Annotated in this window: 25 protein-coding genes; 11 read left to right on the plus strand and 14 right to left on the minus strand. The window is 67.4% G+C overall.

Going from position 1 to position 26,387, the window contains the following annotated elements; translation table 11 throughout:
• Positions 1-2: 2 nt before the first annotated feature.
• Positions 3-860 carry an alpha/beta fold hydrolase gene (locus RPB_RS05310; protein WP_011439948.1) on the minus strand — a complete coding sequence of 286 codons (858 nt, stop codon included), beginning with the start codon at positions 858-860 and terminating at the stop codon, positions 3-5.
• A gap of 173 nt (positions 861-1,033) precedes the next feature.
• Between RPB_RS05310 and RPB_RS05315 the strand changes: the two genes are divergently transcribed.
• Entirely contained in the window at positions 1,034-1,459 is a 426-nt protein-coding gene (locus tag RPB_RS05315; protein ID WP_011439949.1) for an ArsR/SmtB family transcription factor, read from the plus strand.
• Positions 1,460-1,477: 18 nt separating this feature from the next.
• On the opposite strand, the gene RPB_RS05320 is transcribed toward RPB_RS05315, so the two are convergent.
• Both RPB_RS05320 and RPB_RS05325 read right to left on the minus strand, forming a co-directional pair.
• A complete protein-coding gene (locus RPB_RS05320) occupies positions 1,478-1,846 on the minus strand; it encodes a rhodanese-like domain-containing protein (RefSeq protein WP_011439950.1) in 369 nt (122 codons plus the stop codon).
• A gap of 25 nt (positions 1,847-1,871) precedes the next feature.
• Positions 1,872-3,002 carry an NAD(P)/FAD-dependent oxidoreductase gene (locus RPB_RS05325; protein ID WP_011439951.1) on the minus strand — a complete coding sequence of 377 codons (1,131 nt, stop codon included), beginning with the start codon at positions 3,000-3,002 and terminating at the stop codon, positions 1,872-1,874.
• 214 nt (positions 3,003-3,216) lie between these two features.
• Here RPB_RS05325 and RPB_RS05330 point away from each other — a divergent pair, with 214 nt between their 5' ends.
• The gene (locus RPB_RS05330; RefSeq protein WP_041798571.1) at positions 3,217-3,831 is read left to right on the plus strand and encodes an SAM-dependent methyltransferase; all 615 of its coding nucleotides are present in this window, start codon (positions 3,217-3,219) and stop codon (positions 3,829-3,831) included.
• Between the two features lie 19 nt (positions 3,832-3,850).
• On the opposite strand, the gene RPB_RS05335 is transcribed toward RPB_RS05330, so the two are convergent.
• Both RPB_RS05335 and RPB_RS05340 read right to left on the minus strand, forming a co-directional pair.
• Positions 3,851-4,243 carry an ArsC/Spx/MgsR family protein gene (locus RPB_RS05335; RefSeq protein WP_011439953.1) on the minus strand — a complete coding sequence of 131 codons (393 nt, stop codon included), beginning with the start codon at positions 4,241-4,243 and terminating at the stop codon, positions 3,851-3,853.
• A gap of 11 nt (positions 4,244-4,254) precedes the next feature.
• A complete protein-coding gene (locus tag RPB_RS05340; RefSeq protein WP_011439954.1) occupies positions 4,255-4,884 on the minus strand; it encodes a DUF2478 domain-containing protein in 630 nt (209 codons plus the stop codon).
• A 235-nt stretch (positions 4,885-5,119) separates the two neighbouring features.
• Here RPB_RS05340 and modD point away from each other — a divergent pair, with 235 nt between their 5' ends.
• Positions 5,120-5,968: a ModD protein gene (gene modD / locus RPB_RS05345; RefSeq protein WP_011439955.1), complete on the plus strand. Its 849-nt coding sequence runs from the start codon at positions 5,120-5,122 to the stop codon at positions 5,966-5,968.
• Positions 5,969-6,237: 269 nt separating this feature from the next.
• Here the strand turns inward: modD and RPB_RS05350 are convergent, their stop codons facing one another.
• Entirely contained in the window at positions 6,238-7,875 is a 1,638-nt protein-coding gene (locus tag RPB_RS05350) for a class I adenylate-forming enzyme family protein (protein WP_011439956.1), read from the minus strand.
• Between the two features lie 250 nt (positions 7,876-8,125).
• On the opposite strand from RPB_RS05350, the gene RPB_RS05355 reads away from it, so the two are divergent.
• The 5 genes from RPB_RS05355 (at position 8,126) to RPB_RS05375 (ending at position 11,744) form a co-directional block, all read left to right on the plus strand.
• Complete coding sequence (locus RPB_RS05355) at positions 8,126-8,332, plus strand: hypothetical protein (protein WP_011439957.1); 207 nt, start codon at positions 8,126-8,128, stop codon at positions 8,330-8,332.
• A gap of 92 nt (positions 8,333-8,424) precedes the next feature.
• On the plus strand, positions 8,425-9,012 hold the full coding sequence (locus RPB_RS05360; protein ID WP_011439958.1) for an NUDIX hydrolase: 588 nt from the start codon (positions 8,425-8,427) through the stop codon (positions 9,010-9,012).
• A gap of 119 nt (positions 9,013-9,131) precedes the next feature.
• Entirely contained in the window at positions 9,132-9,515 is a 384-nt protein-coding gene (locus RPB_RS05365) for a protocatechuate 4,5-dioxygenase subunit alpha (protein WP_011439959.1), read from the plus strand.
• Positions 9,516-9,529: 14 nt separating this feature from the next.
• Positions 9,530-10,387, plus strand: coding sequence for a class III extradiol dioxygenase family protein (locus RPB_RS05370; RefSeq protein WP_011439960.1), 858 nt, complete (start codon positions 9,530-9,532; stop codon positions 10,385-10,387).
• Between the two features lie 169 nt (positions 10,388-10,556).
• Entirely contained in the window at positions 10,557-11,744 is a 1,188-nt protein-coding gene (locus RPB_RS05375; protein ID WP_041797977.1) for a cytochrome P450, read from the plus strand.
• A gap of 121 nt (positions 11,745-11,865) precedes the next feature.
• Here the strand turns inward: RPB_RS05375 and RPB_RS05380 are convergent, their stop codons facing one another.
• The 8 genes from RPB_RS05380 to RPB_RS05405 all read right to left on the minus strand — a co-directional run bounded on the left by RPB_RS05380 (position 11,866) and on the right by RPB_RS05405 (position 23,186).
• On the minus strand, positions 11,866-13,812 hold the full coding sequence (locus tag RPB_RS05380; protein WP_011439962.1) for an alkyl/aryl-sulfatase: 1,947 nt from the start codon (positions 13,810-13,812) through the stop codon (positions 11,866-11,868).
• 271 nt (positions 13,813-14,083) lie between these two features.
• Positions 14,084-14,464 (minus strand): COG4315 family predicted lipoprotein, encoded by a 381-nt coding sequence (locus RPB_RS05385; protein ID WP_011439963.1) that lies wholly within the window; start codon positions 14,462-14,464, stop codon positions 14,084-14,086.
• Positions 14,465-14,528: 64 nt separating this feature from the next.
• On the minus strand, positions 14,529-15,512 hold the full coding sequence (locus RPB_RS05390; protein WP_011439964.1) for a small ribosomal subunit Rsm22 family protein: 984 nt from the start codon (positions 15,510-15,512) through the stop codon (positions 14,529-14,531).
• A gap of 222 nt (positions 15,513-15,734) precedes the next feature.
• Positions 15,735-19,199: a chromosome segregation protein SMC gene (gene smc, locus RPB_RS05395; protein WP_011439965.1), complete on the minus strand. Its 3,465-nt coding sequence runs from the start codon at positions 19,197-19,199 to the stop codon at positions 15,735-15,737.
• A gap of 276 nt (positions 19,200-19,475) precedes the next feature.
• Positions 19,476-20,588 (minus strand): hypothetical protein, encoded by a 1,113-nt coding sequence (locus RPB_RS24495; RefSeq protein WP_011439966.1) that lies wholly within the window; start codon positions 20,586-20,588, stop codon positions 19,476-19,478.
• A gap of 98 nt (positions 20,589-20,686) precedes the next feature.
• Complete coding sequence (locus tag RPB_RS25140) at positions 20,687-20,821, minus strand: hypothetical protein (protein WP_283804837.1); 135 nt, start codon at positions 20,819-20,821, stop codon at positions 20,687-20,689.
• Positions 20,822-21,879: 1,058 nt separating this feature from the next.
• Positions 21,880-22,557 carry a DsbA family protein gene (locus tag RPB_RS05400; RefSeq protein WP_041798572.1) on the minus strand — a complete coding sequence of 226 codons (678 nt, stop codon included), beginning with the start codon at positions 22,555-22,557 and terminating at the stop codon, positions 21,880-21,882.
• A 131-nt stretch (positions 22,558-22,688) separates the two neighbouring features.
• Positions 22,689-23,186: a DUF721 domain-containing protein gene (locus tag RPB_RS05405; protein WP_041797980.1), complete on the minus strand. Its 498-nt coding sequence runs from the start codon at positions 23,184-23,186 to the stop codon at positions 22,689-22,691.
• A 28-nt stretch (positions 23,187-23,214) separates the two neighbouring features.
• Here RPB_RS05405 and mutY point away from each other — a divergent pair, with 28 nt between their 5' ends.
• The 3 genes from mutY (at position 23,215) to RPB_RS05420 (ending at position 26,293) form a co-directional block, all read left to right on the plus strand.
• Complete coding sequence (gene mutY, locus RPB_RS05410) at positions 23,215-24,342, plus strand: A/G-specific adenine glycosylase (RefSeq protein ID WP_080507734.1); 1,128 nt, start codon at positions 23,215-23,217, stop codon at positions 24,340-24,342.
• 129 nt (positions 24,343-24,471) lie between these two features.
• A complete protein-coding gene (locus RPB_RS05415) occupies positions 24,472-25,008 on the plus strand; it encodes a PAS domain-containing protein (protein WP_011439970.1) in 537 nt (178 codons plus the stop codon).
• Between the two features lie 49 nt (positions 25,009-25,057).
• Positions 25,058-26,293 (plus strand): methyl-accepting chemotaxis protein, encoded by a 1,236-nt coding sequence (locus RPB_RS05420; RefSeq protein WP_011439971.1) that lies wholly within the window; start codon positions 25,058-25,060, stop codon positions 26,291-26,293.
• Positions 26,294-26,387: the final 94 nt, after the last annotated feature.

Consider the following 26,387-nt stretch of genomic DNA (forward strand, 5'->3'; position numbering starts at 1 on the left):
AACTACACGAGCAGGAAGTCGCGGATCAGCCGCAGCACCTCGTCGGGCCTGTCGTGCTGCAGCCAGTGCCCGGCGCCGGCGACGGTCTCGGCGCGCGCCTGTGGGAAATGATCGGCGATCCCCGCTTCGGCCGCATCGGAGAGAAAACTCTCGCCGGCGAACAGCAGCAGCGTCGGGCAGGTGATGCGGCCCCACAGCGCGACGTGATCGTCCGGCCACAGCCGGTGCGGCGCCATCACCCGCTGATGCGGATCGAACTTCCAGGAGTAGCTGCCGTCGTCGTTCTGCTTCACGCCGTAAGTGGCCAGATGCAGCGCCAGCTCCGGCGCCAGCCGCTTGTTGTGCGCCTGCATCTGCGCGGCCGCCTCGGCGATGTCGCGATAGCGCCGCGGCTCGCGGTTCTCGAGCGCTTCGAGCTGGCCGATCCATTTGCGGGTGCGCTCGTGCACCGGCGGCTTCGCCGCATCCGGCCTCACGGTGACGCCGTCGAGCACGACCAGCCGCGCGACCTGCTCGGGAAAGGTGCCGGCATAGATCAGGCTCACCATGCCGCCCATCGAATGGCCGACGATCGTGATCGGCCCGCGGCCTTCGAACGCCGGCAGCCGGGTGAGGTCGTAGACATATTCCGGCAGGCTGTAGCTGCCGCCGAGCGTCCAGTCGGAATCGCCGTGGCCGCGCAGATCCGGCGCGACGACGTGGAAATCCGCCCGCAGCGATCGCGCCAGGTGATCCCAGCTGCGCGCATGGTCGGCGCCGCCGTGGATCAGCAGCAGCGGCGGCGCGGTGTCGTTGCCCCAATCGGCGTAATGCAGCCGCAGCCCGTGCGACCGATAGAAGCGACTTTCCGGATTCTGCATGGTCTCTCGCGAATGAATCTGCCGGGCCGTCGCGCGCGGGGCGCGATGACGCGCGCGTGGTGGCGCAACAACAGGCTTGCTCAGGCGACTATGGGTTGCAACATCGGATCGATCGTCGGATTATCCTACGAGCGGTGAATTTCCAACTCCCTGTTCCTGCAAGAGGCGAACCGATGCCCGTGCCGAAGCGAGCCCGGAGACCATCGACCGATGGGCTTACGCATGTCGACACCGGCGAGCTGCGCGACAACGCGTTGGTCGCCAGTGAATTCCTCAAGACGTTGTCGAACCCGTCGCGGCTGGTGATGCTGTGCCTGCTCGCCGAGGGCGAGAGGTCGGTGTCGGAACTCGCAACCACGCTGGACGAGCGTCAGCCGACGGTGTCGCAGCAGCTCGCGCGGCTGCGCGGCGAGCGGCTGGTGGAGACCCGCCGCGACGGGCAGCAGGTGTTCTATTCGCTCGCGAGCGATGAAGTCCGCAGCCTGATTCTCGTGCTGCACGCGATCTTCTGCGCCAAGCCGCGCGGCAAGGCGGCCAAGGTCACGGTGCTGCGGCCGGTCAAGACGGTCGCCGCGAAGAAGACCGCCGCGCGCCGATAGCTCGGAGCGGAGCGGCGATCAGTCCGCCTTGGACCCGAACAGCCGCTTGAACAGGCCCGGCGGTTGCGGCCCCTTCACGGTGTCGAAGCCGGCCTTGCGCCACGCCAGAATGCCGCCGCCCAGCACATAGGGCTCGCAGACTCCGTTCGCTTTCGCCGCGATCTGGCCGGCATACATCCGCGTGCGTCCGCCGGAATGGCAGAAGAAGATCGCCTTGCGGCCGTGCGCGTCGCGCAGGTCGCCGTGCCTGAAGCCGGTCAGCGGCAGTTCGATCGCGCCGTCGATGCGCTCGCGCTCGATCTCGTGGCGCTCGCGGACGTCGACCAGCACCGCGCCGGCGTCCAGCAACCGCTGCGCCTCGATCGGCGATATCGTCTTCACACCCATCGTCGTCGGCTCCCGGCAGGTCGCATCAGCGGAACGTCGTCAGATAGTGCCGTTCGAACAGCCGCTTCAGCCAGTGGAACAGCTTCATCTTCGGCCCGACGAAATTGAACTTCTCGTTGCGGAAAACCAGCATGCCGGAATCCAGCGTGTCGACGATGCACACCAGCTCCGGCTTGAACCGCGTCGACGGCGCGTCGCCGCTCTCGACCGCGGCGATGTTGGCCGCCACCGCGAGCGCCTGCAGGTCGGCCTGATGCGCCTGTTTCGGCATCCAGTCCGGCCCCGGAAACGACCCGGCATCGCCGGCGACCCAGACATTGGGCAGGCCGTCGACCCGGCACATCTCGTCGGCCTTGATCATGCCGCCGGGCGACAGCGGCAGTTCGGTATTCGCCAGCCAAGCCGGGCCGGTCAGCCCCGGCATGAACAGGATCAGATCGGCCTCGATCTCGCCGCCGCCGTCGAGCACGACCTTGCGCTCTTCGATGCGCAGAATCTTGCGGCCGAGCTGCGTGGCGATGCCGCGATCCTTCATCTCCCGCAGCAGTCCGTCCACGGCGCGCTCGCCGAGCCGCGCGCCCGGCCGCGGCGACGGGCTGAAGAACACGATCTGGAACCCCGGCCGTTTGCCGCGCTGGCGCAGCAGCGTATCGATGATGAACAGGAATTCGAACATCGGCCCGCCGCGCATCGCGCCGGGCTCCTCCGGATTGGTGGAGAACCCGACCGCGATGGTGCCGCCCTTCATCGCGTCGAGCCGCCGGCCGATCTCCTCGCCGACCGCGATGCCCTCGCATGGGATCAGCGCGTGCTCGATGCCCGGCAGCTTGCGGATGAAGCGGGCGCCGCAGGCGACGATCAGATGATCGTTGGAAAAATCGCCGCGATCGGTCTCGACGATTCGGCCGCCGTCTTTCAGCCCGGTCACCGAGGCCTCGACGAAGTCGATCCGGTACTTCTCGAAGAAATGCCCCAGCGGCACTTTCAGCCGCGCGCCGCTGCGGATGCCGGCCGGGATCCAGATCGTGCTCGGCAGGAAATGCAGCTCGCGACGCGGCGAGATCATGGTGATCGACGCATCGACCTTGCGCTTGCGCAGCGCGCGCGCTGCGGTGAGCGCCGCGAAGCCCGAGCCGATGATGGTGATGTTGGTCATCGCTGGCGTTCCTGTTGGCTTCGGCGGTCTCCGCCTCTGCGCCCCACGGCTCGCACGGCGGCGCGGGAGCGTCTGTGACGATGTCACCGCGGCCGCGTCCGATGGCTGCCATCGACGGATCGGGGATTGCGCGGAACCGCTGGTGCGGCCAAGCTCGCGGCGCGGGCGGGGCGGCATGGCGCTGCGCGCTGGCGCAGGGAAAGTCGGGACGCTGATGGCATCGGACGAATTCAACCGCTGGGAAGGCCGGTTCGCGGTCGAGGATTATGTATTCGGCACTGCGCCGAACGCGTTTCTGTCGTCGTGCCGGGACATCCTGCCGAAACAGGGGCGGGCGCTGTCGATCGCCGATGGCGAGGGCCGCAACGGCGTGTTCCTGGCGGAATGTGGATTGTCGGTGCTGTCGGTGGATTTTTCCCCGGCCGCGCAGGGCAAGGCGCAGCGGCTCGCCGCCGCGCGCGGCGTCACGATCGAAACCCAGACCGCCGATCTCCTGACCTGGGACTGGCCGGGCGATTTCGATGTCATCGCCGGGATCTTCTTCCAGTTCGTCGAGGCCGACGAGCGCCCGCGGATCTTCCAGGCGATCCGCGACGCCTTGAAGCCCGGCGGGCTATTGCTGATCGAGGGCTATCGGCCGAAGCAACTGATCTACAAGACCGGCGGCCCGAGCCGCGCCGACAATCTCTACACCCACGAACTGCTCGAAGCCGCATTCGGCGATTTCGACAATCTCAGCATCCGCGAGCACGACAGCGAGATCGCCGAGGGCAGCGGCCATGTCGGGATGTCGGCGCTGATCGATCTGATCGGTTGGAAACCGAAATAGCGGCGGGCCCCGCCGCGAACTACGCCATTGCGCAGCGATCGGTCACCGGAATGTCGGTGGGCTTGAGGCCGATCCAGGCGTCGATGGTCGGCTGATCGAAGCCGGACTCGCGGCGGTCGCCGGCCTGCAGCAGCGGCCGGCGGATCAGCAGCGGGTCGGCGATCATCAGCGCCAGCGCCGATTCGTCCGTGAGTGCGGCGAAGTCGATCGCGCCGGCTTTCACTTTCGGCGACGATGCGTTGAACCATTCCGCCAGCGGCTTGCTGCCGAAGAACGGCCGCAGCGTCTCTGGCGTCCAGCTCTCGCTCAGCAGGTTGCGGACGTCGAGCTCGTGGCCCGACGCGACCAGCAGCGCCTTCTGCCGCGCGTTGCCGACACAGCCGGGCTTTTCGTAGAATACCAGTCGGGCCATTGCGTGCTCCGTCAGCAGATCGTTCGCCACAGCCAGTCGCGGTCGTCCGCGGGCTGCTCGGCGGTGCGCGCGGTGGGGGCCTGCGCGCACAAGGCGTGGTGGCTGTCGGCCGGCGCCGCCTCGCGCCACCACGCCTCGACGGCGGCGCGCGTGCACGGCAGTTCGGCGCCGCCATCGCCGATGAAGTCGCGCCAGGCGTCGGCGCATTTCTCCGGCACCGCGGTCAGCAGCGGCAGCCCGGCGACCATCGCCTCGGCGAATTCGCTGCGCAGCCCGTGGCCGGTGGCCTCCTGCTTGGAGAATTTGTTGATGACGACGAGCGCGACCTCGGCCGCGACGGCGCGGCTCACCGCCTGCGCCGATTCCGCGAGCCCGGCGGCGTCGAGCTTGCACGATCCGGCGCTGCCGCCGAGCATCTGCGAGATGCCGATCGCCTGCCCGGTCATCAGGTCGATCAGTTGCATATCGACCCTGCGGCCGGTGGCGTCCTTGATGTTCCGCTGTACCAGGCCGCCGAGCCGGTCGCCGGCGCGCAGCCGCTCGAACGCGAACGCCGCCAGCAGGCCGTCGACGTCGTCCTCGGCGCGATAGACGATCGCGGCGATGCGCGCGGGGTCGGAATCGGGCGGGGTCTCGGTCATGGCCTGCGTCCTCGGTCGGCGGGGTGGATCGCTGCTGATAAGCAGACTAGCAATCTCCGTGCCGCACGTGCCGACCGTCGGGTGATCGGCCAGCGCGTTGATCCGACGGGTTTATTCGCCGCGGAGCGGCATGATACCGCCGTCACGAATCCGACAGCGTTGTATAATCATAGACACAACGGTTGCGACCGGGAATGGTCCTGCCCCCGCCATTGCCCACCTGAAGGATGACCCGATGCCCGCGGCCGCCACCACCGAACTGGAGCGCCTGCTCGACGACGACGTGCCGCATGGCGACCTCACCACCGAGTTGCTCGGCATCGGCGGTGAGGCCGGGGTGATGGCGTTCACCGCCCGCGATCCGATGGTGCTGGCGCTGGCCGAGGATGCCGCGGCGATCCTGCGTCTGTGCGGCTGCGAGGTCGAACTGCTGGCGGCCACGGGCACCAAGCTCGCGCCCGGCGCGCCGATCCTGATCGCGCGCGGCGCGGCGTCCGGCCTGCTGCGCGGCTGGAAGGTGGCGCAGACGCTGATCGAGATCTGGTCGGGGGTCGCGACTGCCACCCGCGAGATCGTCGAGGCCGCGCGCGCGGTGTCGCCCGGCATCGCGATTGCCTGCACCCGCAAGAACACGCCCGGCACCAAGCGCTTCGCGGTCGCCGCGGTGAAGGCCGGCGGCGCCGGCATGCACCGGCTCGGGCTGTCGGAAACCATTCTGGTGTTCGCCGAGCATCGCGGCTTTCTCGACGAGCCCGCGGCGGCGACGGTGGCGCGGCTGCGCGCTGCCGCGCCGGAGAAGAAACTGGTCACCGAAGTGTCCACGATCGACGCGGCGCTGGCCGCGGCCGCGGCCGGCTACGACGTGTTGCAGCTCGAGAAATTCGCGCCCGCCGACGTCGCGACGCTGGTCGCGCGTCTCGCCGAGACGCCGCTGCGCCCGGTGATCGCCGCCGCCGGCGGCGTCAACGCAAGCAACGCCGCCGCCTATGCTGCGGCCGGCGCGCAGGTGCTGGTGACGTCGGCGCCGTACATGGCCAAGCCGAGGGACGTGCAGGTGCGGATCAGGCGGGCAACTACAAAGTAACGAGTTGAGTGACAAAGCCACCCCAGGCACAGCGAGCCCCCTCTCCCGCCTGCGGGAGAGGGCTGGGGTGAGGGCGCGCCGAGCACAGCGCGCTCCCTCTCCCGCTTGCGGGAGAGGGTTGGGGTGAGGGCGCGCCGAGCAGTGAGTCCGCGTTTCGCGGAGAGGAGTGCCCTCACCCGCCGCGCTACGCGCGTCGACCTCTCCCGCACGCGGGAGAGGTTGCGCAGCGGCTGGGGCGACGGAGTGCTCGATACGCGTGCGGATGAGATCTACGCTGCGCTGTGACGCGCTGCCCGCTCGGCGATCGTCTCGCGCAGCATCGTCTTCTGGATCTTGCCGTTGGCGTTGCGCGGCAGTGGCTCGGTGCGGAGGATGATGCTTTCCGGCACCTTGTAGTCCGACATCCGCGCCGCGCAGTAGGCGGCGACATCGCCTTCGCTCAACTGCGCGCCTTCGCTCGTGACCACGATGGCGTTGACGCGTTCGCCGAGCACCGGGTCGGGCGTGCCGACGATCGCGGTCTCCAGCACGCCGTCGAGGCCGCAGATCACGTTCTCGACCTCGGCCGAGAAGATCTTGAAGCCGCCGCGGTTGATCATGTCCTTCTTGCGGTCGAACACCCGCACAAATCCCTCCGCGTCGATCGAACCGATATCGCCGCTGCGCCAATAGCCGCCGATGAATTCCGCCGCGTTGGCATCCTCGCGCTGCCAATAGCGCGGCACCACCATCGGCCCGGCGATCAGCAATTCGCCCGGCTGGCCGGGCGCGACCTCGTTGCCATCGGCATCGACGACCCGGACCTGCGCATAGGGGATCGGCTGTCCGACGCTGTCCATGTGATCGCGCCAATGGGCCTGCGGCATGATCGTGGTCGGCGAGGTCGTCTCGGTCGCCCCATAGGCGTTGCGCAATTGTAGATTCGGCAGCCGCTTGCTCAGCATCTCGATGGTCGGCACCGGCATCGGCGCACCGCCGAAGCAGCCGATCCGCCACGCCGACAAATCGTGCCTGTCGAACTCCGGCGCCATCGCCACCAGCGTGTAGATCGCCGGCACCAGAATCGACCAGGTGATTTTCTCGCGGCTCGCCAGCGCCAGAAAGTCGGGTGTCTTGTAGGACTGCCGCATCAGCACGACGCAGCCGCCGGCGGCGAGCGTGGCATAGGTGACGCCGACCAGGCCGGTGACATGCGACAGCGGCACGGCGACCAGGCCGCGATCGTGCTCGGTCAGTTCATGCGCGCGCGCGAAGGCGTAGGCCGAATGCAGGATGCTGAGATGCGTCAGCTCGGCGCCCTTGGGCTTGCCGGTGGTGCCGGAGGTGTAGAGGATCACCGCGGTGTCGTCCTCGTGCATCGCCACGACCGGCGCATCGGCCGGCGACGCCGCCAGCAGATCGGCAAACGGCCGCGCGCCGGCGGCGTCGCCATGCGCGGCGAAGCGATGCGTCAGCGTCGGGACGTCGGCCTGCGCCGGAATCTGATCGGCGAGGTCGGCCTCGAACACCAGCACCTTGGCGCCGCTGTTGGTCAGCAGGAAGTCCAGCTCGGCCTTGCGCTGCCGCGTGCCGATCGGCACCAGCCGCGCGCCGATCCGGTTGCAGGCCAGCGCGCAGGCGACGAATTCCCAGCAATTGCCGAGAAACAGCGCGACCCGATCGCCCGGCGCGACGCCGAGGCCGATCAGCGACGCGGCGATGCTGCGCACGCGTCCGTCGAGGTCGCGATAGCTCAGCGTGACGTCCTCGTCGACGATCGCCGGCCGGTCGCCGAATTTCGTCACCAGATCGTCGAACATCGCCGCCAGCGTCGGCGGGCGCTCGGCGAAGCACAGCATCGTCCGGTCGCCATAATGGGTCTCGCGGCGCAGCGCTCCGCCGATGCCGGAATCTCCCCAGAACTTCATGCGCGTTTCCTCGTTGTGTTCACGGAGCCGCGGTGAACCCGCGATCTCCCCGGCGGAGGCTCTCTGTCCTTCCACCGACACACTATCCCGGCGGACTTGCATACCACCAGTCGGAACGTGCCTCTGACCCCTCCTCCGCCCCTGAACTTGCCGTCGGCATTGGGGAGGCCGTCACATCGAAGCGTTAGCTTGGCGTCTGATGGCAAATACAGGCCCGCGCGGCGGGCCAACTCACACTGAGGACATCACGATGATTCTGACCGAACTGAAGTGCGAATGCGGCGCGGAATATCGCTGCGCCGAATCCGAGACGCTGAAAGGCGAGCCGGGAACGCTGAACTGCTCGAGTTGCGGTCAGATCGTCGTGCATTGGGCGAGCCCCCACAAGCGGGTGTATCGCTGCGTGATTGCACCGGACCGCGGCTATCCGGTGGTGGTGCCGCCGCCGTCGCCGTGATCCGGCCGGCGCCGGCGTGGGACCTCGCTCTGTGCTGATGCGCGGCCTATACTGACGCGACGCAGTTTCATGCAGCGGACGAGGATGTGACCTTGCGGGCACCTGTGCTGGCAGCGGGCGGGATTGTGTTGCGGCGCGGCGGCGAGCCGCTGTTCGCCGTCGTCCGCATGCGCAAGCGCAACGACTGGGTGCTGCCGAAGGGCAAGCTCGACGACGGCGAGACCCCGCGGCAGGCCGCCATGCGCGAGGTGCTGGAAGAGACCGGGCACCTGGTCGAGGTCCACGAATTCATCGGCACGCTCGCCTGCGAGGCCGGCGGTCGCACCAAAGTGGTGCATTTCTGGCGGATGGAGGCGGCGCCGGTGCAGACCCACCCGCTGATGAAGGACATCCGCGCGGTCGACTGGCTGCCGCTTCACCAGGCGGTCGAACGGTTGACGCGCATCCACGAGCGGGCTTTTCTCGCCCATGTTGGGCCGCTGGTGCTCGACACCGCCGCGCGCACCGCGCCGCCGCTCGCGGCGGCCCAGCATCGCGCGCCGTTCGACGACCAGCCGCTCGACGACCAGCCACTCGCCGAACTGACCGTGTCGCCGTCGCTGGCGCTGGAGCAGCCGCACGATGCGCAGCCCACCATGCTGCAGCGCATCCGAAACTGGTGGCGCGGCACGGCGCGGTAGCGCCGCCTTGCCTCGCGTTGTCGATTTGATCCAGCTCAATTCCGGGTTCCCGCCCCCGCCTATCGTTCGCGAAACGCGGCGCCACGGCCGCAGGCGGAAACGATCGGGAGGGGACGGCGATGAGCCAGGCTTTGGCCAAACAGCCAGAAGCAGGCGCCTATTTGAAGCGCGACATCTTCGGCACGCCGATCTTCGGCCCGGAAGCGGCGCAGAAGGGCTACGCTCTCAACAAGATGTGCTTCTCCTTCAATTCCGCCGCCGCCCGCGCCGACTTCGTCGCGGACGAGGCGGCCTATTGCGCGCGCTACGGCCTCACCGCCACGCAGACCGAGGCGATCCTGAAGCGCGATCTGCTGAAGCTGCTCGATCACGGCGGCAACGCCTACTACCTCGCCAAATTCGCCGGCATCCTCGGCCTCAACATGCAGGACATCGGGGCGCTGCAGACCGGCATGAGCGTCGAGCAGTTCAAGGCCAAGCTTTTGGCCGCCAGAGATAGTTGAAGGGGAGAGCCGAGATGGCGACGATCATCGGCGGCCTCGCCGCCTCCCACGTGCCCGCGATCGGCGGCGCGATCGCCAAGGGCCTGCAGAAGGACCCGTATTGGGCGCCGTTCTTCGACGGCTTCGACGCCACGCATCGCTGGCTCGACGCGGTGAAGCCCGACGCCGCGGTGGTGATCTACAACGATCACGGCCTCAACTTCTTCCTCGACAAGATGCCGACCTTCGCGGTCGGCGCGGCGCCGGAGTATCGCAACGACGACGAGGGCTGGGGCATCCCGGTGCGCGCGCCGTTCCGCGGCGACACCGCGCTGTCGTGGCACATCATCGAGACGCTGGTCGGCGCCGAATTCGATCCGGTCACCTGCCAGGAGATGCTGGTCGACCACGCCTACAGCCTGCCGATGGAACTGTTCTTTCGCGAAAGGGCGCACGACATCCCGACCGTGCCGGTGGTCGTCAACACCGTGCAGCATCCGCTGCCGTCGCTGCGCCGCTGCTTCAAGCTCGGCCAGGCGATCGGCCGCGCCATCGAATCCTATCCTGAAGATCTGAAAGTCGTGGTGATCGGCACCGGCGGGCTGTCGCACCAGCTCGAAGGCGAGCGCGCCGGCTTCATCAACACCGCCTTCGACCGCCGCTGCATGGACGCGATGACCGGCGATATCGACAGCCTCTTGACGATCGACCCGCACGAGCTGGTCGAACTCGCCGGCAGCCAGGGCGTCGAAGTGATGAACTGGGTGGCAATGCGCGGCGCGCTCACCGGCGACGTCCACGAGCTGCACCGCAACTATCATCTGCCGATCTCCAACACCGCGTCGGGAATCATGCTGCTGGAGAATAGGCCGAAGCTGGCGCAGGCGGCGTAGCGCTTCGTCGGTTCGCCGCACTCGCCCAACCAACCACCGTCATGCCCGGGCTTGACCCGGGCATCCACGAAGCCAAGCAGCGCGGTGCCTGTTGACGTCGATGGCCGGGTCAAGCCCGGCCATGACGCGGTGGGAGGTGCAGCCGCATCAACACCCGAGGAATCGCCCGATGTTCAGCTTCGATCCCTACTCCCCCGCGGTCGATGCCGACCCCTTTCCGCTGTACAAGACCCTGCGCGACGAGCATCCGGTGTATTGGAGCGAACCGGCGCAGATGTGGGTGCTGTCGCGCTACATCGACGTCGCCTCCGCCGGCACCAATTGGCAGGTGTTCTCCTCGGCCAAGGGCAATCTGATGACCGAGCTGCCGGGCCGCGCCGGCGCCACGCTCGGCACCACCGACCCGCCGCGCCACGACCGGCTGCGCGGTCTCGTCCAGCACGCCTTCATGAAGCGCAATCTCGAGGCGCTGGCCGAGCCGATGCGCGACATCGCGCGCGAGGCGGCCGAGGCGCTGCGCGGCCGCGAGCAGTTCGACTTCATCGCCGACTTCTCGTCGAAATTCACCGTGCGGGTGCTGTTCGCCGCCTTGGGCCTGCCGCTCGGCGACGAGCAGACGGTGCGCGACAAGGCGGTGCTGATGGTGCAGAGCGACCCGGTCAGCCGCGCCAAGGGGCCGGAACATCTCGCCGCCTATGCGTGGATGCAGGACTACGCGGCCAAGGTGATCGCGCAGCGGCGCGCCGAACCACAGAACGACCTGATCTCGCATTTCAGCATGGCGGAGATCGACGGCGACAAATTGGACGAGCGCGAGGTGCTGCTGACGACGACGACGCTGATCATGGCCGGGATCGAATCGCTCGGCGGCTTCATGAGCATGCTGGCGCTGAATCTCGCCGACTATGCCGATGCCCGCCGCGCGGTGGTCGCCGATCCGGCGCGGCTGCCGGACGCGGTCGAGGAGTCGCTGCGCTACAACACCTCGGCGCAGCGCTTCAAACGCTGCCTGCAGACCGACCTGACGCTGCACGGCGTCACCATGAAGGCCGGCGATTTCGTCTGCCTCGCCTACGGCTCCGCCAATCGCGACGAGCGGCAGTTTCCCAATCCGGACGTCTACGATCTGGCGCGCAAGCCGAAGGGCCATCTCGGCTTCGGCGGCGGCGTCCACGGCTGCCTCGGCTCGGCGATCGCCAGAATGGCGATCAAAATCGCGTTCGACGAGTTTCACAAGGTGGTGCCGGACTACACGCGGGTGCAGCCGCGGCTCGACTGGATGCCGTCCTCGACCTTCCGCAGCCCGCTGCGGCTGGAGATGGCGGTCGAGCGTGCAGAATCACGCAACGCGGCGTAGCGCCGTGCGATCGCGTCATTGCGAGGAGCGGAGCGACGAAGCAATCCAGCGCCGTGCATAGCGTCTCTGGATTGCTTCGCTGCGCGCGCAATGACGTTCAACGGAGTTGGCAGGCTGCCGTTCAGCTCATGATCGTCCGCTTCGGCTCGACGATCTCGAACATCCGCGGGAACTCGTCCATCAGCGCCATCAGTTCGGCGAGCTTCATCGGATTGCCGCGGACCTTGATCCGGCCGGCCACCACCGCCTCGGGGAACGAGGTCTGCTTGGCGATCACCTCGTCGAGCACGCCGCGCGGCAATTCGAAGCCGGCATCGGCGTTGTCCGCCGCCGCGCCCTCCAGATAGGTCAGTGCGCAATTCTCCAGCGTCAGCACCCAGCGCTCGGCGGTGTCGGTGAATGTCCAGTTCAGCACGATGGTCTTGCCTTCGGCCTTCGGTCCGTTGAGCCGGACGCCGAGCACGTCCCAGAGCTGCGAGGTCTTCAGCGCCGCCAGCGTCTCGCGCGGCATCGGCGGCCGCGCCGGCACCTTGGGCATGCCGGCGCGCAGCTCCTGCGCGCCGAACAGATAGGCGTTGCGCCACGTCGCGCTCTCGGACTGATAGCCCAATTGTTCGAAGGTGTCGGCGAGCAGATGCCGGCCGTCCTGGTTGTCCGGCTCGGCGAACACCAGATGGCTCAGCGCCTGCGCCACGAAGCGGAATTCGCCGCGTGCGAAATCGGCGCGGGCCTTCGCCAGCAGCGCGTCGGCGCCGCCCATGTACTCCACATACTTCCTGCCGGCCTCGACCGGCGGCAGCGGATCGAGATTGGCCGGGTTGGCGTCGTACCAGCCGAGATATTTCTGGTAGATCGCCTTCACATTGTGGCGGATGTGGCCGTAATAGCCGCGCGTGTGCCAGGCGCCGTCGAGACTCTTCGGCAGCCGGATGGTCTCGGCGATCTCGGCGGCGGTGAGGCCGTGGTTGATCAGCCGCAGCGTCTGGTCGTGGGCGAATTTGTAGAGGTCGCGCTGTTGCCGGATCATCGTGTCGATCCGCTCGGCGCCCCACACCGGCCAGTGATGCTGCCCGCACATCGCCTCGGCCTTGCCGCCCCACAGCTGCAGCGCCTCGCTGAGATATTTCGACCACGCCAGCGCGTCGCGGACATCGGCGCCGCGAAACGGCAGCAGATTGTGGAAATTGTGCGTGCAGTTCTCGGCGAGGTTCAGGAGCTTGCAGCGCGGGACGTAGAAATGCATCTCGGCCGGCGCCTCTGAATTCGGCGCCATCTGGAATTCGAGCGTTACGCCGTCGATGGTCCGCGTGTCGCCGGTCGCCCGGATCAGATCGGTCGGCCGCAGCAGCGCCACCGAGCCCGCCGCCATCGACTTGCCGAGCCCGCAATCGACCTGGCCGCGCGGGCCCTTGGCGAGCAGCGGGCCGAACTGATACTGCGCGCGCCGCAGCATCGCCGGCCCGGCGATGATGTTCTCCGAGACGGCGTGCTCCATGAACTGGTCCGGCGCGATGATCGGCACGGCGCCGCGCGACAGCGCCGCGTCGTCGAGCACACCGCGCGCGCCGCCCCAATGGTCGGCGTGGGTGTGGGTGAAGATCACCGCGCTGACCGGCCGCTCGCCGCGATGCCGATAATAAAGTTGCAGCGCCGCGCGCGCGCCCTCGATCGAGGTCAGCGTATCGACCACGATGACGCCGCGGTCGCCCTCGATCAGCGTCATGTTGGCGATGTCGAAGCCGCGCACCTGATAGACCCCGGGCACCACCTCGAACAGGCCGTGATTCATGTTGAGCCGCGATTGCCGCCACAGGCTCGGATCGACGCTCGGTGGCGCTGTTTCCGCGGCGAGAAATGCGTAAGGCGCCAGGCTCCACACCGTGCGGCCCTGCGGCGACGTAATCATCGCGTCGTCGATGGTGCCGAGAAAGCCGCGCCGCGCCTCGTCGAAATCCCGCGTGTCGGAAAACGGCAATTCGTTCAGCACCGTCGCGTGCCGCGCGATCACCGGCGCGGTCGCATCCTTGGCGACGCGTGCTGAATCGGGCTTGTGACCAGCGTCGCTCATCGTTTACCCCCTGCGCGTTGTTGTTGTGACTGCTGCGCAGGCGGCATTCAACAGCATGCCAAATCGGATTGCAAAGCCCGATCGGACTCCTGACGGATTTGTAATGGGACGCGTAGTTGCGGTGCGAACGCGGAGCATCGCGACGTCGCACCACGTCCCGTTACGTCGTCATGGCCGGGCTTGTCCCGGCCATCCACGTCTGTCCCGCCGCATCTGCAGCAAGGCGTGGATGCCCGGCACAAGGCCGGGCATGACGGACGTGAGCGATGACTTACGGCTTGGCGATGTGCCAGGCGCCGTTGAGGAAGCCGTCGCCGGTGGTGTCGCCGGGCTTCATGTCCTTGGCGAAGGTATACAGCGGCTTGCCCTTGTAGGCCCACATCTTGCTGCCGTCGTCGCGCGTCACGATGGTCATGTCGGCGGTCGGCTTGGCGTCGGCTGCGGCGGCGAGCGGCGGCCAGTTGGTGGCGCAGGGGCCGTTGCACATCGACTTGCCGCCGGCGTCCTTGTCGAAGGTGTAGAGCGTCATGCCCTTGGCGTCGACGAAGGTCTTGCCGGCGGCGGTGTCGGCGGTCTTGAGCGTCATGGCCGAGGCCGCGGAAGCGGCGAGCGCGAAAACGGCGGCGGTGAAAAGCGTGAGCGTGCGGGACATGGTGACTCCTGGTGAACGGGGCGACGCGGGGCGCGTCGTCTTCACCAACAGCGCCGCGCGCCGATTATTCCCGTGCGGTGTCGGTGCTGATCGTGTCGCCCCAACTCAGGCGGCGGAATCGCGCATAAGACGGCTTGTCACGCCGCGGCGCGACCGCATGGTCGAGCCCCTGCGGCGTGCACAGCTTGGCGGTGATCGCCACCTTGGTCTGCACCGGCTGCGTCAGCACGCGCGAGGGCCGCGACGGCGGCGCCGTGCGGCTCAGCGCCAGATAGATGAATTTTTCGTCCTCATAGGGAAGTTCGGCGCCCTTGAGGTGTTGATGCAGTCTCGACCGCGGTAGCCGCTGCACGAAGTGACACCAGTCCGGCGCGGTCAGCGGACAGGCGTGCTCGTGCGGGCACGGCGCGATCACGCGCGCGCCCTGTGCGATCAGCCGCGCGCGGACCGCGAGGATGCGGGCATAGCCGGCCGGCGTGCCGGGCTCGACGATCAGCAGCGTGTCGCTGGTCTTGCGCCACGCCGCATCGGCGAAGTCGTCGCGCGCTTTGTCGTCGAGTTCGTTGATGACGTAGCTGGCGATCACCAAGGCCGCGTCCGGCGCCCCGCCGAGCAGTTTGCGCGCGTCGCCGAGTTGGTAGTCCGCACCCGCGAGCGGGCTGCCTTGCGCCAGCGTCAGCGCCAATGCGCGTAACGCCGTGTTGGCATCGAGCAGGGTGAAGCTCTGCAGCGTGTCGAACGCCTGCGCGGCGGCCCAGCTCGCGGTGCCCGGTCCGGCGCCGACATCGAGCAGCGTGCGCGGGGCGAAGTCCGGGCGGATCTCGCGCAGCGCATTCAGGCTCGCCGCCACCGCCGCGTAAGTCGCCGGCATCCGCGCGCCCGCATAGGCCAGCGCGTCGGTCGTGGTCTTGATCGGGGAAGAGTTGCCGCCGTCGCGATAGGTCTGTGAGATAGCAGCCGCCCGCGTCGCCGCCGCGTCGCGCGGCAAGCGGTGCAGCGCCTGCTCCAGCGCGGCCTTCAGTTCGGCGGGGAGGGACGGCGGGATCATGCTTCACCCTCCCCTGGAGGGGGAGGGTCGCTCGCGTAGCGAGCGGGGTGGGGTGGCGAAGTTACGAAACGCGGTGCCCGTGGCTCACCCCACCCCGTCCCGCATCCCGCTGCGCGGGCTGCATGCCGACCCTCCCCCTCCAGGGGAGGGTGAAGGTAGCATCGGCGCAGCAGCGCGAGATGTTCCATGTACGGTTACCCAGCCCTCGAGGGGAGGGGGAGCTCACGCCACGTTCTGATCCAGAATATCCACCGCGCCTTGCAGGTCGACCGAGACCAGCTGCGAGACGCCGCGCTCCGCCATGGTGACGCCGAACAGCCGGTTCATCCGCGCCATGGTGATCGGGTTGTGGGTGATAATGATGAACCGCGTCTCGGTGGTCGCGGTCATCTCGTTCAACAGGTCGCAGAACCGTTCGACGTTGTGGTCGTCGAGCGGCGCGTCGACTTCGTCCAGCACGCAGATCGGCGACGGGTTGGTGAGGAACACCGCGAAGATCAGCGCCATCGCGGTCAGCGCCTGCTCGCCGCCGGACAATAGCGACAGCGATTGCGGCTTCTTCCCCGGCGGCTTGGCGATGATTTCGAGGCCGGCTTCCAGCGGGTCGTCGCTCTCGATCAGTTTCAATTCGGCCTCGCCGCCGCCGAACAGCGTGGTGAACAGCCGCTTGAAGTGGCCGTTGACGACTTCGAACGACGCCAGGAGGCGCTCGCGCGCTTCCTTGTTGAGGCTCTGGATGCCGGTGCGCAGCTTCTTGATCGCCTCGACCAGATCGTCGCGCTCGGCGGCGAGCGAGCCGTGCTGGGTTTCGACCTCGTTGAGCTCTTCCTCGGCGCGCAGATTGACTGCGCCGAGCCGTTCGCGGTCGCGGCGCAGCTTCTCCAGATCGGCTTCGATCTCGGCGAGCGGCGGCAGTTCGGTGCCCTCGACGATCTCGGCGAGCGAGGCGGCGGCCTGCGGCTCGACTTCGAGCATGTCGCGGATCTCGCGCTCGATGTCCTCGAGCCGGCGGCGCGCCGCTTCCATCCGCTCCTCGGCGCGGGCGCAGGCTTCGCGGGCGCGGGAGAGCTGTTCGAGCGTCGCTTTCGCGGCGCGGTCGGTGTCGGCCATCGCCTGTTCGGCGGTGGCGAGCGCGTCGGCGGCGGTGCGGCGGTCGGCCTCGGCGTATTCGATCTCGGTGATGATCGCGCTGCGCTTCTCGGCGAACACCGTCGGCGCATTGTCGAGCTCGGCGCGCTCGGCGATCAGTTCGGCGACGCGCTCCTCGACGGTCGCGATCTGCGACGCCGCGCTCTGCTTGCGCTGGATCCACTGGTTGCGCTCGCCGACGATCGCCTGCAGCCGCTTGTCGGCGAGCTCGGCCTCGCGCGCCAGCGCCTGCGCCTCGGCGCGGACCTGCGCGGCGTTGCGCCGATGATTTTCGATGTCGCCGCGCACGGCCGACAGCCGCTGCTCGGAATCGTCGTTCGGCGCAAGCTCCGCCAGCGCGTTCTCGGCGGTCTCGCAGGCCATCTCGGCTTCGAGACGGTCGGCGGCGAGGCGCGACTGCGCTTCGGTCAGCGCCGAGCGGCGCGCGGCGTGGCGGTTGATCTCGCGCTCGGCGGCGGCATGGCGCTCGCGCGCGGCATCGACCTCGCGGCGGGCGCCGCGCAGCGACTCGCGCGACGCGGACTCGGCCTGCGCAGCGTTGCGCAGTTCGGCTTCGGCCATTTCCAGCGCGTCGCGCTTGGCGCTCGCGTCGATCCGGGCCTGCTCCAGTTCGTTCTCGATATCGACCAGACGGGCGCGCTCCGCCAGACGCCGCGCCGCGCCGGTCGGCGCATGGGCCGAGGCGACGAAGCCGTCCCAGCGCCAGACGTCGCCGTCGAGCGACACCAGCCGCTGGCCGGTTTTCAACTGCCCGACCAGTTCGCCGCCGCGCTCCTTCGTCACCACGCCGATCTGCGCCAGACGCCGCGCCAACTCCGGTGGCGCGTTGACGTGTTGGCTCAGCGCCTCGACGCCGTCCGGCAGCGCCGGATCGTCGGCCTGCACGCCGATATCGGTCCAGCGCATCGGCGCGGTCGGGTCCACCGGCGCGTCGAGATCGTCGCCCAGCACGGCGCCGATCGCCTTCTCGTAACCCTTGGCGACGGTGATGCCGTCGATGATCGGCGGCCACAGATTCTTGGTCTCGCCGTTGAGGATCTTGCTGATCGTCTTGGCTTCGGTCTCGAGCCGCTGCACGCGCTTTTCGGCGTCGACCAGCGGGCTGCGCGAGCCGTCGAGCTTGTGCCGGGCGGCGACCTGCGCAGCCTCGGCCTGCTGCACCGAGGCTTCGAGTTCGGCCAGCGTCTCCTGCGCCATCGCCACCGCTTCGGCGAGTTCGTCGACATTGCCGGCGCCGCTGGTTTCCGCCGTCAGCCGCTCGATTTCGCTGTCGACGTTCCTGATCTCGGTGTCGAGCCGGCCGAGCCGGTCGCGATGGCTGCGCACCGCCTGCTCGAACTGGTTGCGCCGCGCGGTGAGCTGGGCGAGCTGGGTGGTGAGTTCGGCGAACAGCCGCTCGGCTTCGCCGAGCGCTTCCTCGGCGAGGCCGACGCGCTCGTCGACGCCGCCGCGCTTCTCGACGCGTTCGAGAATCTCTTCACGCAGCTCGATGTCCTCGGCCTGCAGCCGCTCCAGTGCGGCGTCGGCATCGATCGCCTGTTGCTGCTCGCGCTCGACGTCGGAGGAGAACTGCGCCAGCCGGCGCTCGAGCTCGACGACGCGCTCCTTGGCGCGGGCCTCCTCGCGGTCGAGCAATTCGCGGGCGTTGATCAGCCGCTGCAATCCTGCGGCGGCGCGGGCCTCGGCCTCGCGCAGGCCGGGCAGCGTCGAGGCGCGGTCGGCCTGGATGCGGGCGGCCTCGGCTTGCTCGCGGGTACGCTCGGCGAGTTCGCGGACGCCGAGATCGTGCACCTGGGCGGCGGTGGTGACCTCGGTGTTGGCGTCGCGCCAGCGCAGATGATACAGCGTCGCCTCGGTCTTGCGCACCTTGGCGGCGACTTCCCTGAATCGGATCGCCTGCCGCGCCTGCTTCTTCAGCCCGTCGACCTGCGACGAGAGTTGTCCGATCACGTCCTCGACGCGGGTCAGGTTGGTTTCGGCCGCCTTCAGCCGCAGTTCGGCCTCGTGGCGGCGGGCGTGCAGGCCGGCGACGCCGGCGGCGTCTTCCAGCACGCGGCGGCGCTGTTCCGGCTTGGCCTGGATGATTTCGCCGATCTTGCCCTGGTGGACCAGCGCCGGCGAGCGCGCGCCGGTGGCGGCATCGGCGAACAACAGCTGCACGTCGCGGGCGCGGACTTCGCGGCCGTTGATGCGATATTGCGAGCCGGCCTCGCGTTCGATCCGGCGGGAGATTTCCAGCACTTCCGAATCGTTCAGCGCCGCCGGCGCGGTGCGGTCGGTGTTGTCGATCGACATCACCACTTCGGCGTGGTTGCGCGACGGCCGGTTGCCGGAGCCCGCGAAGATCACCGCGTCCATGTCGGTCGCGCGCAGCGATTTGTGCGAGGTCTCGCCCATCGCCCAGCGCAGCGCCTCGACCAGATTGGACTTGCCGCAGCCGTTCGGCCCGACCACGCCGGTGAGACCCGGCTCGATCATGAAGTCGGTGGGCTCGACGAACGACTTGAAGCCGTGAAGGCGGAGACGCGTGAGTTTCATCAGGTCCGATGCTCGTTTGGCCGCGATTCGGGCGACGCGTGCGAATCTCTCAAGCCGGACAATACCATAGAGGGCATCGCGGCGGCGCGATTCGCTCGCAACCGGCGGCGTCATTAGCCGGCGACAATGGCCGCCCGGAACAGACTGAGCAACCGCGGAACCGGGCTTTTCCACGGGGGGATTCGTGACGAAGCCGCGAGAAAGCTGGGGATTATGGGGGGTCTACTCTCTGTCGTTCAGGCCGAGGACGAGTTTCGCCGGCCAAAGAGCGGCGGACTAAAGCGCGTCGTTCTTTAGGGTACAGGTAAACTCAAGCGCTTCTTCGACGTCAGAAATCACCCGGCACGAGAATTCATCGGCTAGTTTCGGTCGCAAACGCGATATCGCTGTTCGCAGGGGGGCCTCAGTGAAGAAAGCTCCGCAATAGCCAAGTGCTGCGCTAGCGTGCTGAAAATCGTATATGTCATTCCCGTTGAGTTTCCGAGTTTTGTCTCGTCTGATGTCGGCGTGAAGGCAAGCGTCGATATAGAGAGTTGGAAGGCTTCGTCGCATTTCCGGCTTGTTCTTCAGAGCATGAAAAACTGCATTGGCGCAGACATTGCGCGTTTTCATCCATGCAGCGTCTCCGCGTTTTGGTGTTGCTAATCCCTGTTTCTTTCCCATATCGCAAAGGACGTCGGCGGCTTTGTCCGCACAAAGATCGGCCGCGCCCTGGAGTTCATGCGACCACGCCTGCTCGAAGCTACGTATACTGTCAGAATGCTCCGCGTTACCGGCGTTTAGCCTGCCAGCAGTATTCGCGAATGAGAGGTCCTCAAGAGCCGAAGTATCGAGCAGACCCATGATCTGCGTCAGTCGGATCTGCCACATCTCATCGAAAAACGCTTTCTGCAGCGCCAGTTGAGTGCTCTTCTCAAAAAGATCTGACTGAGGATGAACGAAGCCTAATACATAACCTACCTTCGTCCAAACTAGAAATCTTAGAGGGTGAAGCCGAGTGTCTGGCGTCATCAAAGAAAAAAAGAAATGGGCGGTCTCTGTTGCTACTCTCTGCTCGCTAGTTAGCAGACTTATGCCGAGACTGAGTTCATCCACAATCTCTGCGGTACGCCGTCGCGATGAGATGTCTGTCTGTTTTAGAATCTCCGCGAACGTGCTGTCGCTGATCGGGCAGAATGCTGCGCCGTCTTTCACTTGAATCCGAAGTTCATTCAGAAGATTGCCCGCTGCTCCTCCATGCAGGGCTCCATTGCGGAGTAGAATCCAGAATTTGGTGTCGAGATAGACCGGAGTTCTTCTTTCGATTGATTGGCCTAATTCAACGGTGCGGTTCTTCACGTACTGTTCAAGAGACACGTGCGGTGAGGCTAAATGTTCTTCGATGGACATGGGTTAATTGCCAGGTCGAGGGGCGACGAATGTGCGGGCTTCCAATGTCTTGCGGCTGGCCTGCGTCAGTGATTTGAATTACTCCTAAAGACTCGCAATCACTCCCGATCGCGCTCGGCGCGCAGCACATCGGCCGGCGCAACCGAGGGGGCCGTTTCGGTGCGGCTGTGCAGACGCGCGCGCACGGATTTGCCGGCACGGCGTTTTCTGCGCCGGATCACGCCGGCGGCCATTAGCATCACGACAAGCAGAGTAGCGAGTCCATATAGGATAGGGCTCATCGAATCCTCCGCAGAGCGCTGCGGTCGAATGAAAATAGGACCATGCCCAGCACCGCGCAACCGAGGTTTTGGTGTCCCGCACGCGGTGCAGCGCGGAGCGCTGCTCCGCAGATGCGGGACCCCGGTTTCTTCTCGAGTAGCAAGTGTTGTGAGCCTGCGAAGCGGGGTCCCGGCTCTGCGCAGCGGCACTGCGTGCCGCAGCGCGTCCGGGACACGGGGGAAAGATCGCCTCTTGACAATAATCCTATTATGATTATAGTCCGCGTTGTCCTGTCCGTGAGGGGCGCTTCGCGAGGCGTCGTACAAGCGGGACAGATCGACGGGTTGGGAAACCAGCCCGGAACGATGGCCCGGTGAAGCTGACCTTGGTCGGCGAAGTCGGGCGGACGCGGCGTCCTGCGCGTTGCGGTTCGCACCCGCACGTCCGGGAGGCTTCGGGGACCCGTCCGGGCCTACTACGAGGCTCTGCGACCTGTTAGTTCGCTGCACGGGGGCAGGTGAAGGCGGCGTAATCTGCCGGACCGTGGGGTTTCATTACCCTTGCCTGTCAACGGAAGCACGGGCCTGAAAGCCAAAAACCGCCGCAGGTGGGCGCGCCGACGAGGCGTTGCGCGATGACTTCGACAGAAGCCATCGCGAACTCACCACCTTTGCGCCACGCGGCGCGCCCCCACCCCTCGCTGTGAAGCGACGGGTGCACACCTCGGACGCATCATGCGCCGCGAGAGCGAATGGACGTGGCTGTTTGATATCTGAATCTGTCGGCGCGTGTGGGTTCTCAACTTGCACGCCGTCATCCTGAGGCGCGAGCGCAGCGAGCCTCGAAGGATGAGCCGCAAGCTCGGCCCTCGTGTCCGCATCCTTCGAGGCTCGCCCTGCGGGCGAGCACCTCAGGATGACGGCGCCGGGATGGTAGCAGCGCTCGCCCCACGCTCTCTGCGTCATCGCCCGACCTGATCGGGCGACGTACCTCAGGATGACGCTCTCGGAGGCGCGGAGCGCGCGCGAGCTCAGCTCTTCTTCTGCAGCAAGGGGTCGATGCGCTTGGCGAATTCTTCCAGCGAGGTTTCGCCGCGAAGCATTTCGCCGTTGACGAAGAAGCTCGGAGTCGAGTTCACCTTGAGAACTTCGTTGGCGTATTTCTGGTCGGCGGCGATCTTGTCGAGCAGCGCCTGGTCCTTCAGGCAGGCCTCGACGTCCGCGGCCGACAGGCCGGCCTGCTTGCCGATGCGCTTGAGCTGCTCGGTGGTGTCCTTCATCACCCAGTCGGCCTGGGTCTTGAACAACAGGTCGGTGACGGCGAAGTACTTCGCCGAATCGTCCTTGGCGATGCAGCGCGACAGCATCGAGCCGGCGGCGGCCTTGATGTCGAGCGGGAACTCGCGGAACACGTAGCGGACCTTGCCGGTGTCGATATAGGCGGCCTTCAGCTTCGGAAATACTTCCTCGTTGAACGTCGCGCAGTGCGAGCAGGTCATCGAGGCGTATTCGGTGATGGTGACGGCGGCGTCCTTGGGGCCGAGCGCCATGTCGGGCAGCGACATCGGCTTGGCGACGTCGGCGGCGGTCGCGGCAGCGCTGCTCTGGGCGAAGGCGTCGCCGATCAGGCGGAACGGCGAGACGCCGGCGACGGCGGCGAGACCGGTCAGCGACAGAGCGGCGGTGAAGGTGCGGCGCGTGATCATCAGGTGCTCCAACGCGGCGGTCGCGCCGCCGAGGCATAAGGGGGCGCGGCGCGGCCGCCGCAGATAGGCCGTTGGCTAGCTTGAAACGGCAATTGTGGCAATGCCGGGCCGAACCGCGCGTCGTCGCGGAAGCGTCAATTCCGCTTGATCGTGGCGCCGAGCCGGGCCAGCGCGGTGCGCAGATCGTCGTCCGCGACGGCGTCGAGGCCGGCCGCGATCTGCGCGACGGCGGCGGGGTCCGGCGGCTGCGGCAGCGGCTTGCGACTCTTGCGCGTCAACGGCGCCTGGCGCAGCGCCAGTTTGCCGACCGCGGCCCAGCCGAAGAAGCGGTTGACCCGCTGCAGGATCTGGTCGGACGAATGCTGGATTTCCAGCGCCATCGGGCCTTCGACCCGCAGCACCAGCGTGGCCGGCTCCTGCGGCTGGCCCTCGACCGGGCGCGGCCATTGCATCTTCAGCGGCTCGCAATGCGCGGCGATCTGCGCGCCGGCGATCTCCGGCCAGCGCGTCACCAGTTCCCGCGCGGCAAAACCCTGCTTGGCGAACGCCTCGTTGAGCGTCGCGCCGAGCAGCCCCGACAGCGGCCTGGCGCTGATCGGGCCGGGCTTGTAGATCGGGCCGGGCTTGCTCATGACGGGATGCTTTGCGACGATATGGCCCATGAGTCCAGCACAGAGTCCGGCCGGCGCGGCGGCGCGGCGGGAACCATCCCCGGTGATCACAGCGGACGACGACGGCGCCTCCGGCGGCCGCCCGGCGGCGCTGCTGGTCTGGTACGACCGCCATCGCCGCGTGTTGCCGTGGCGCCCGCCCGCCGGCGTCGCCGCCGACCCCTATGCGGTGTGGCTGTCGGAAATCATGCTGCAGCAAACCACCGTCCGCGCGGTCGGCCCGTATTTCGAGAAGTTCATGGCGCGCTGGCCCAGCGTGACGGCGCTCGGCCAAGCCTCGCTCGACGACGTGCTGCGGATGTGGGCCGGGCTCGGCTACTACTCGCGGGCGCGCAATCTGCACGCCTGCGCGGTCGCGGTGGCGACGCAGCACGGCGGCCGCTTTCCCGATACGGAAGACGGCCTGCGCGCCTTGCCGGGCGTCGGGCCTTACACCGCGGCGGCAATCGCGGCGATCGCCTTCGGCCGGCAGACCATGCCGGTCGACGGCAATATCGAGCGCGTGGTGTCGCGGCTCTACGCGGTCGAAGACGAGATGCCGAAGGCCAAGCCGCGGATCCAGGAACTGGCGCGCACGCTGCTCGGGCCGTCGCGCGCCGGCGACAGCGCGCAGGCGCTGATGGATCTCGGCGCCACCATCTGCACGCCGAAGAAGCCGGCCTGCGCGCTGTGCCCGATCGACGATGATTGCGCGGCGAGGCGCCGCGGCGACGCGGAGACGTTTCCGCGCAAGGCGCCGAAGAAGACCGGCGCGCTGCGCCGCGGCGCGGCCTTCGTGGTGATCCGCGGCGATCAGGTGCTGCTCCGCAGCCGCGTCGCCAAAGGCCTGCTCGGCGGCATGACCGAGGTGCCGAATTCGGACTGGCTGTCCGATCAGGACGACGCCGCGGCGCGTGCGCAGGCGCCGGCTGTGACAGGCGCCACGCGCTGGCATCGCAAGGCAGGAGTCGTCAGCCACGTGTTCACGCATTTCCCGCTCGAGCTCGTGGTCTACACCGCGCAGGCGCCGGCCGGGACGCACGCGCCGAAGGGCATGCGCTGGGAGAAGATCGCCACGCTCGCCGGCGAAGCGCTGCCCAATCTGATGCGCAAGGTGATCGCGCATGCGCTCGACTAATCACGGTTTTAGCTCGTAGCATTCCGGATGCGGCGGATTTTGTAGATTTCCGCCGATGGTATTTTAAGCCGTCCTTAATCCGGCTGCTTCTAAGGACGGTTGTCACGTCAATCACATCGGAGACCGGCGATGGCCACAAAAATCCGGCCCACCGGCAAGGAAGTCGTGTTTCCCGCCGCGGAACTAATCGTCTCCAAGACCGATCTCAAGGGGCGCATCACTTACGCGAACCGGACGTTTTGCCGGATCGCCGGTTACAGCGAGGCCGAACTACTCGGCCAGCCGCACAGCATCATCCGCCATCCCGACATGCCGCGCGCGGTGTTCCGCCTGGTGTGGGAAACCATCGCCGCCGGTCGCGAGATGTTCGGCTATGTCAAGAACATGGCGCATTCGGGCGACCATTACTGGGTGTTCGCGCATATCACCCCGTCGTTCGACGATGCCGGCAAGATCATCGGCTATCACTCCAATCGACGCGCGCCGGATCGCAGCGTGGTCGAGACTGCGATCGCGCCGCTCTATGCCGAGGTGCTCCGCATCGAAAACAGTCATGCCAACGGCAAGGACGCGGTCGAGGCCGGCACCCGGGCGCTGGTGGATTTCGTGGCTTCCAAGAAGGTCAGCTATGACGAACTCATGTTCGCTCTCCAGAGCGCAGCTTAGCCTCGCGGTCGTAATCGCCTCTGCGGCGCTCGCAGCCGCGCTGGCCTGGATGAATTATCCGACGGCGGCGTTGTCGCTGCAGGCGGTCGCGCTCGTGGCGGCGGCGCTGGCGTTTATCGGCGTGACCGGAACGGCGCGGCGGATCGAGCAGGCGCGCGACGTCTGCCGGCGGGTCGCCGACGGCGATTTCGAGGCCCGCATCCTGCACATTCCGACCTCCGGCCGCCTCGGCGAAATGCTCGGCGCGATCAACGACGTGGTCGACGATTGCGATGCCTTCGTGCGGGAAGCCACCGCGTCGATGCATGCCGTTCAGCATCACCACTATTTCCGGCGGATCCTGCCCGGCGGCCTGCACGGCGCGCTGCTGCGCGGCGCCACCACGATCAACCACGCCACCGACAGCATCGAAGCCCGCATCCGGAGCTTCGATCAACAGGCCGCCGGACTCGAGCGGGCCGTCAGTGACGTCGTCGGCGCGCTCGACGAGGATTCTTCCGGCATGCGCGACACCGCGAGCAATCTGACCCGCGGCGCATCAACGACCCGCGAGAGCCTCACCGCGGTCGCCGTGGCGTCGGAACAGGCCAGCGGCAACATGCGCTCGGTGGCGAACGCCACCGCCGGCTTGTCGTCCAGCGCCCGCGCGGTCGGCGCGGATATCGGCCGTTCGTCCGAGATCGTCAGCCGCGCCGTCACGCGCGTGTCGGAAGCCTCCGCCGACGTCGCCAAGTTGCGCGACGTCGCCGAACGGATCAGTCAGGTGGTGAAGTCGATCGAGACCATCGCCAGCCAGACCAATCTGCTGGCGCTCAATGCCACCATCGAAGCGGCGCGCGCCGGCGATGCCGGCCGCGGCTTCGCCGTCGTCGCCCACGAAGTCAAGTCGCTCGCCGAACAGACCGCGAAGTTCACCGGCGAGATCGAGGCGCAGGTCGATCACGTCCACGGCGCCGCGGACGCGGTCAGCACGTCGATCGGCGAGATCGGCGCGGTGATGACGGAAGTCGTCGGCATCACCGGAACCATCGCCGAAGCCGCCGAGGCACAGTCGGTCGCGACCGCGGAGATCGCGCAGAACATCGAGCAGGCGTTCGCGATGGTGAGCGATATCGCCAGCAGCATCCAGACCGTCACCGCGACCGCGCGCGAAACCGAGAGCTACGCCGCCGCGACAATGACGACGTCGAATCACCTGTCGTCCAATTCGGGGACGCTGGCACGGCAGATCCGCGACTATCTCGACCAGGTGCGCAAGGACCTGATCGAGCAGAACGCGGCGTAGTCGCGTTCGGCGCCACGCGGATCTGAAGCCGCGCTGCGTTGGTCTCGGTCGTGTGAAGTCGAGCCAGACCGGATCAATTCATGGTTCGAGACGG

Origin of the sequence: Rhodopseudomonas palustris HaA2 (assembly GCF_000013365.1) — a bacterium.
Classification (GTDB): domain Bacteria; phylum Pseudomonadota; class Alphaproteobacteria; order Rhizobiales; family Xanthobacteraceae; genus Rhodopseudomonas; species Rhodopseudomonas palustris_J.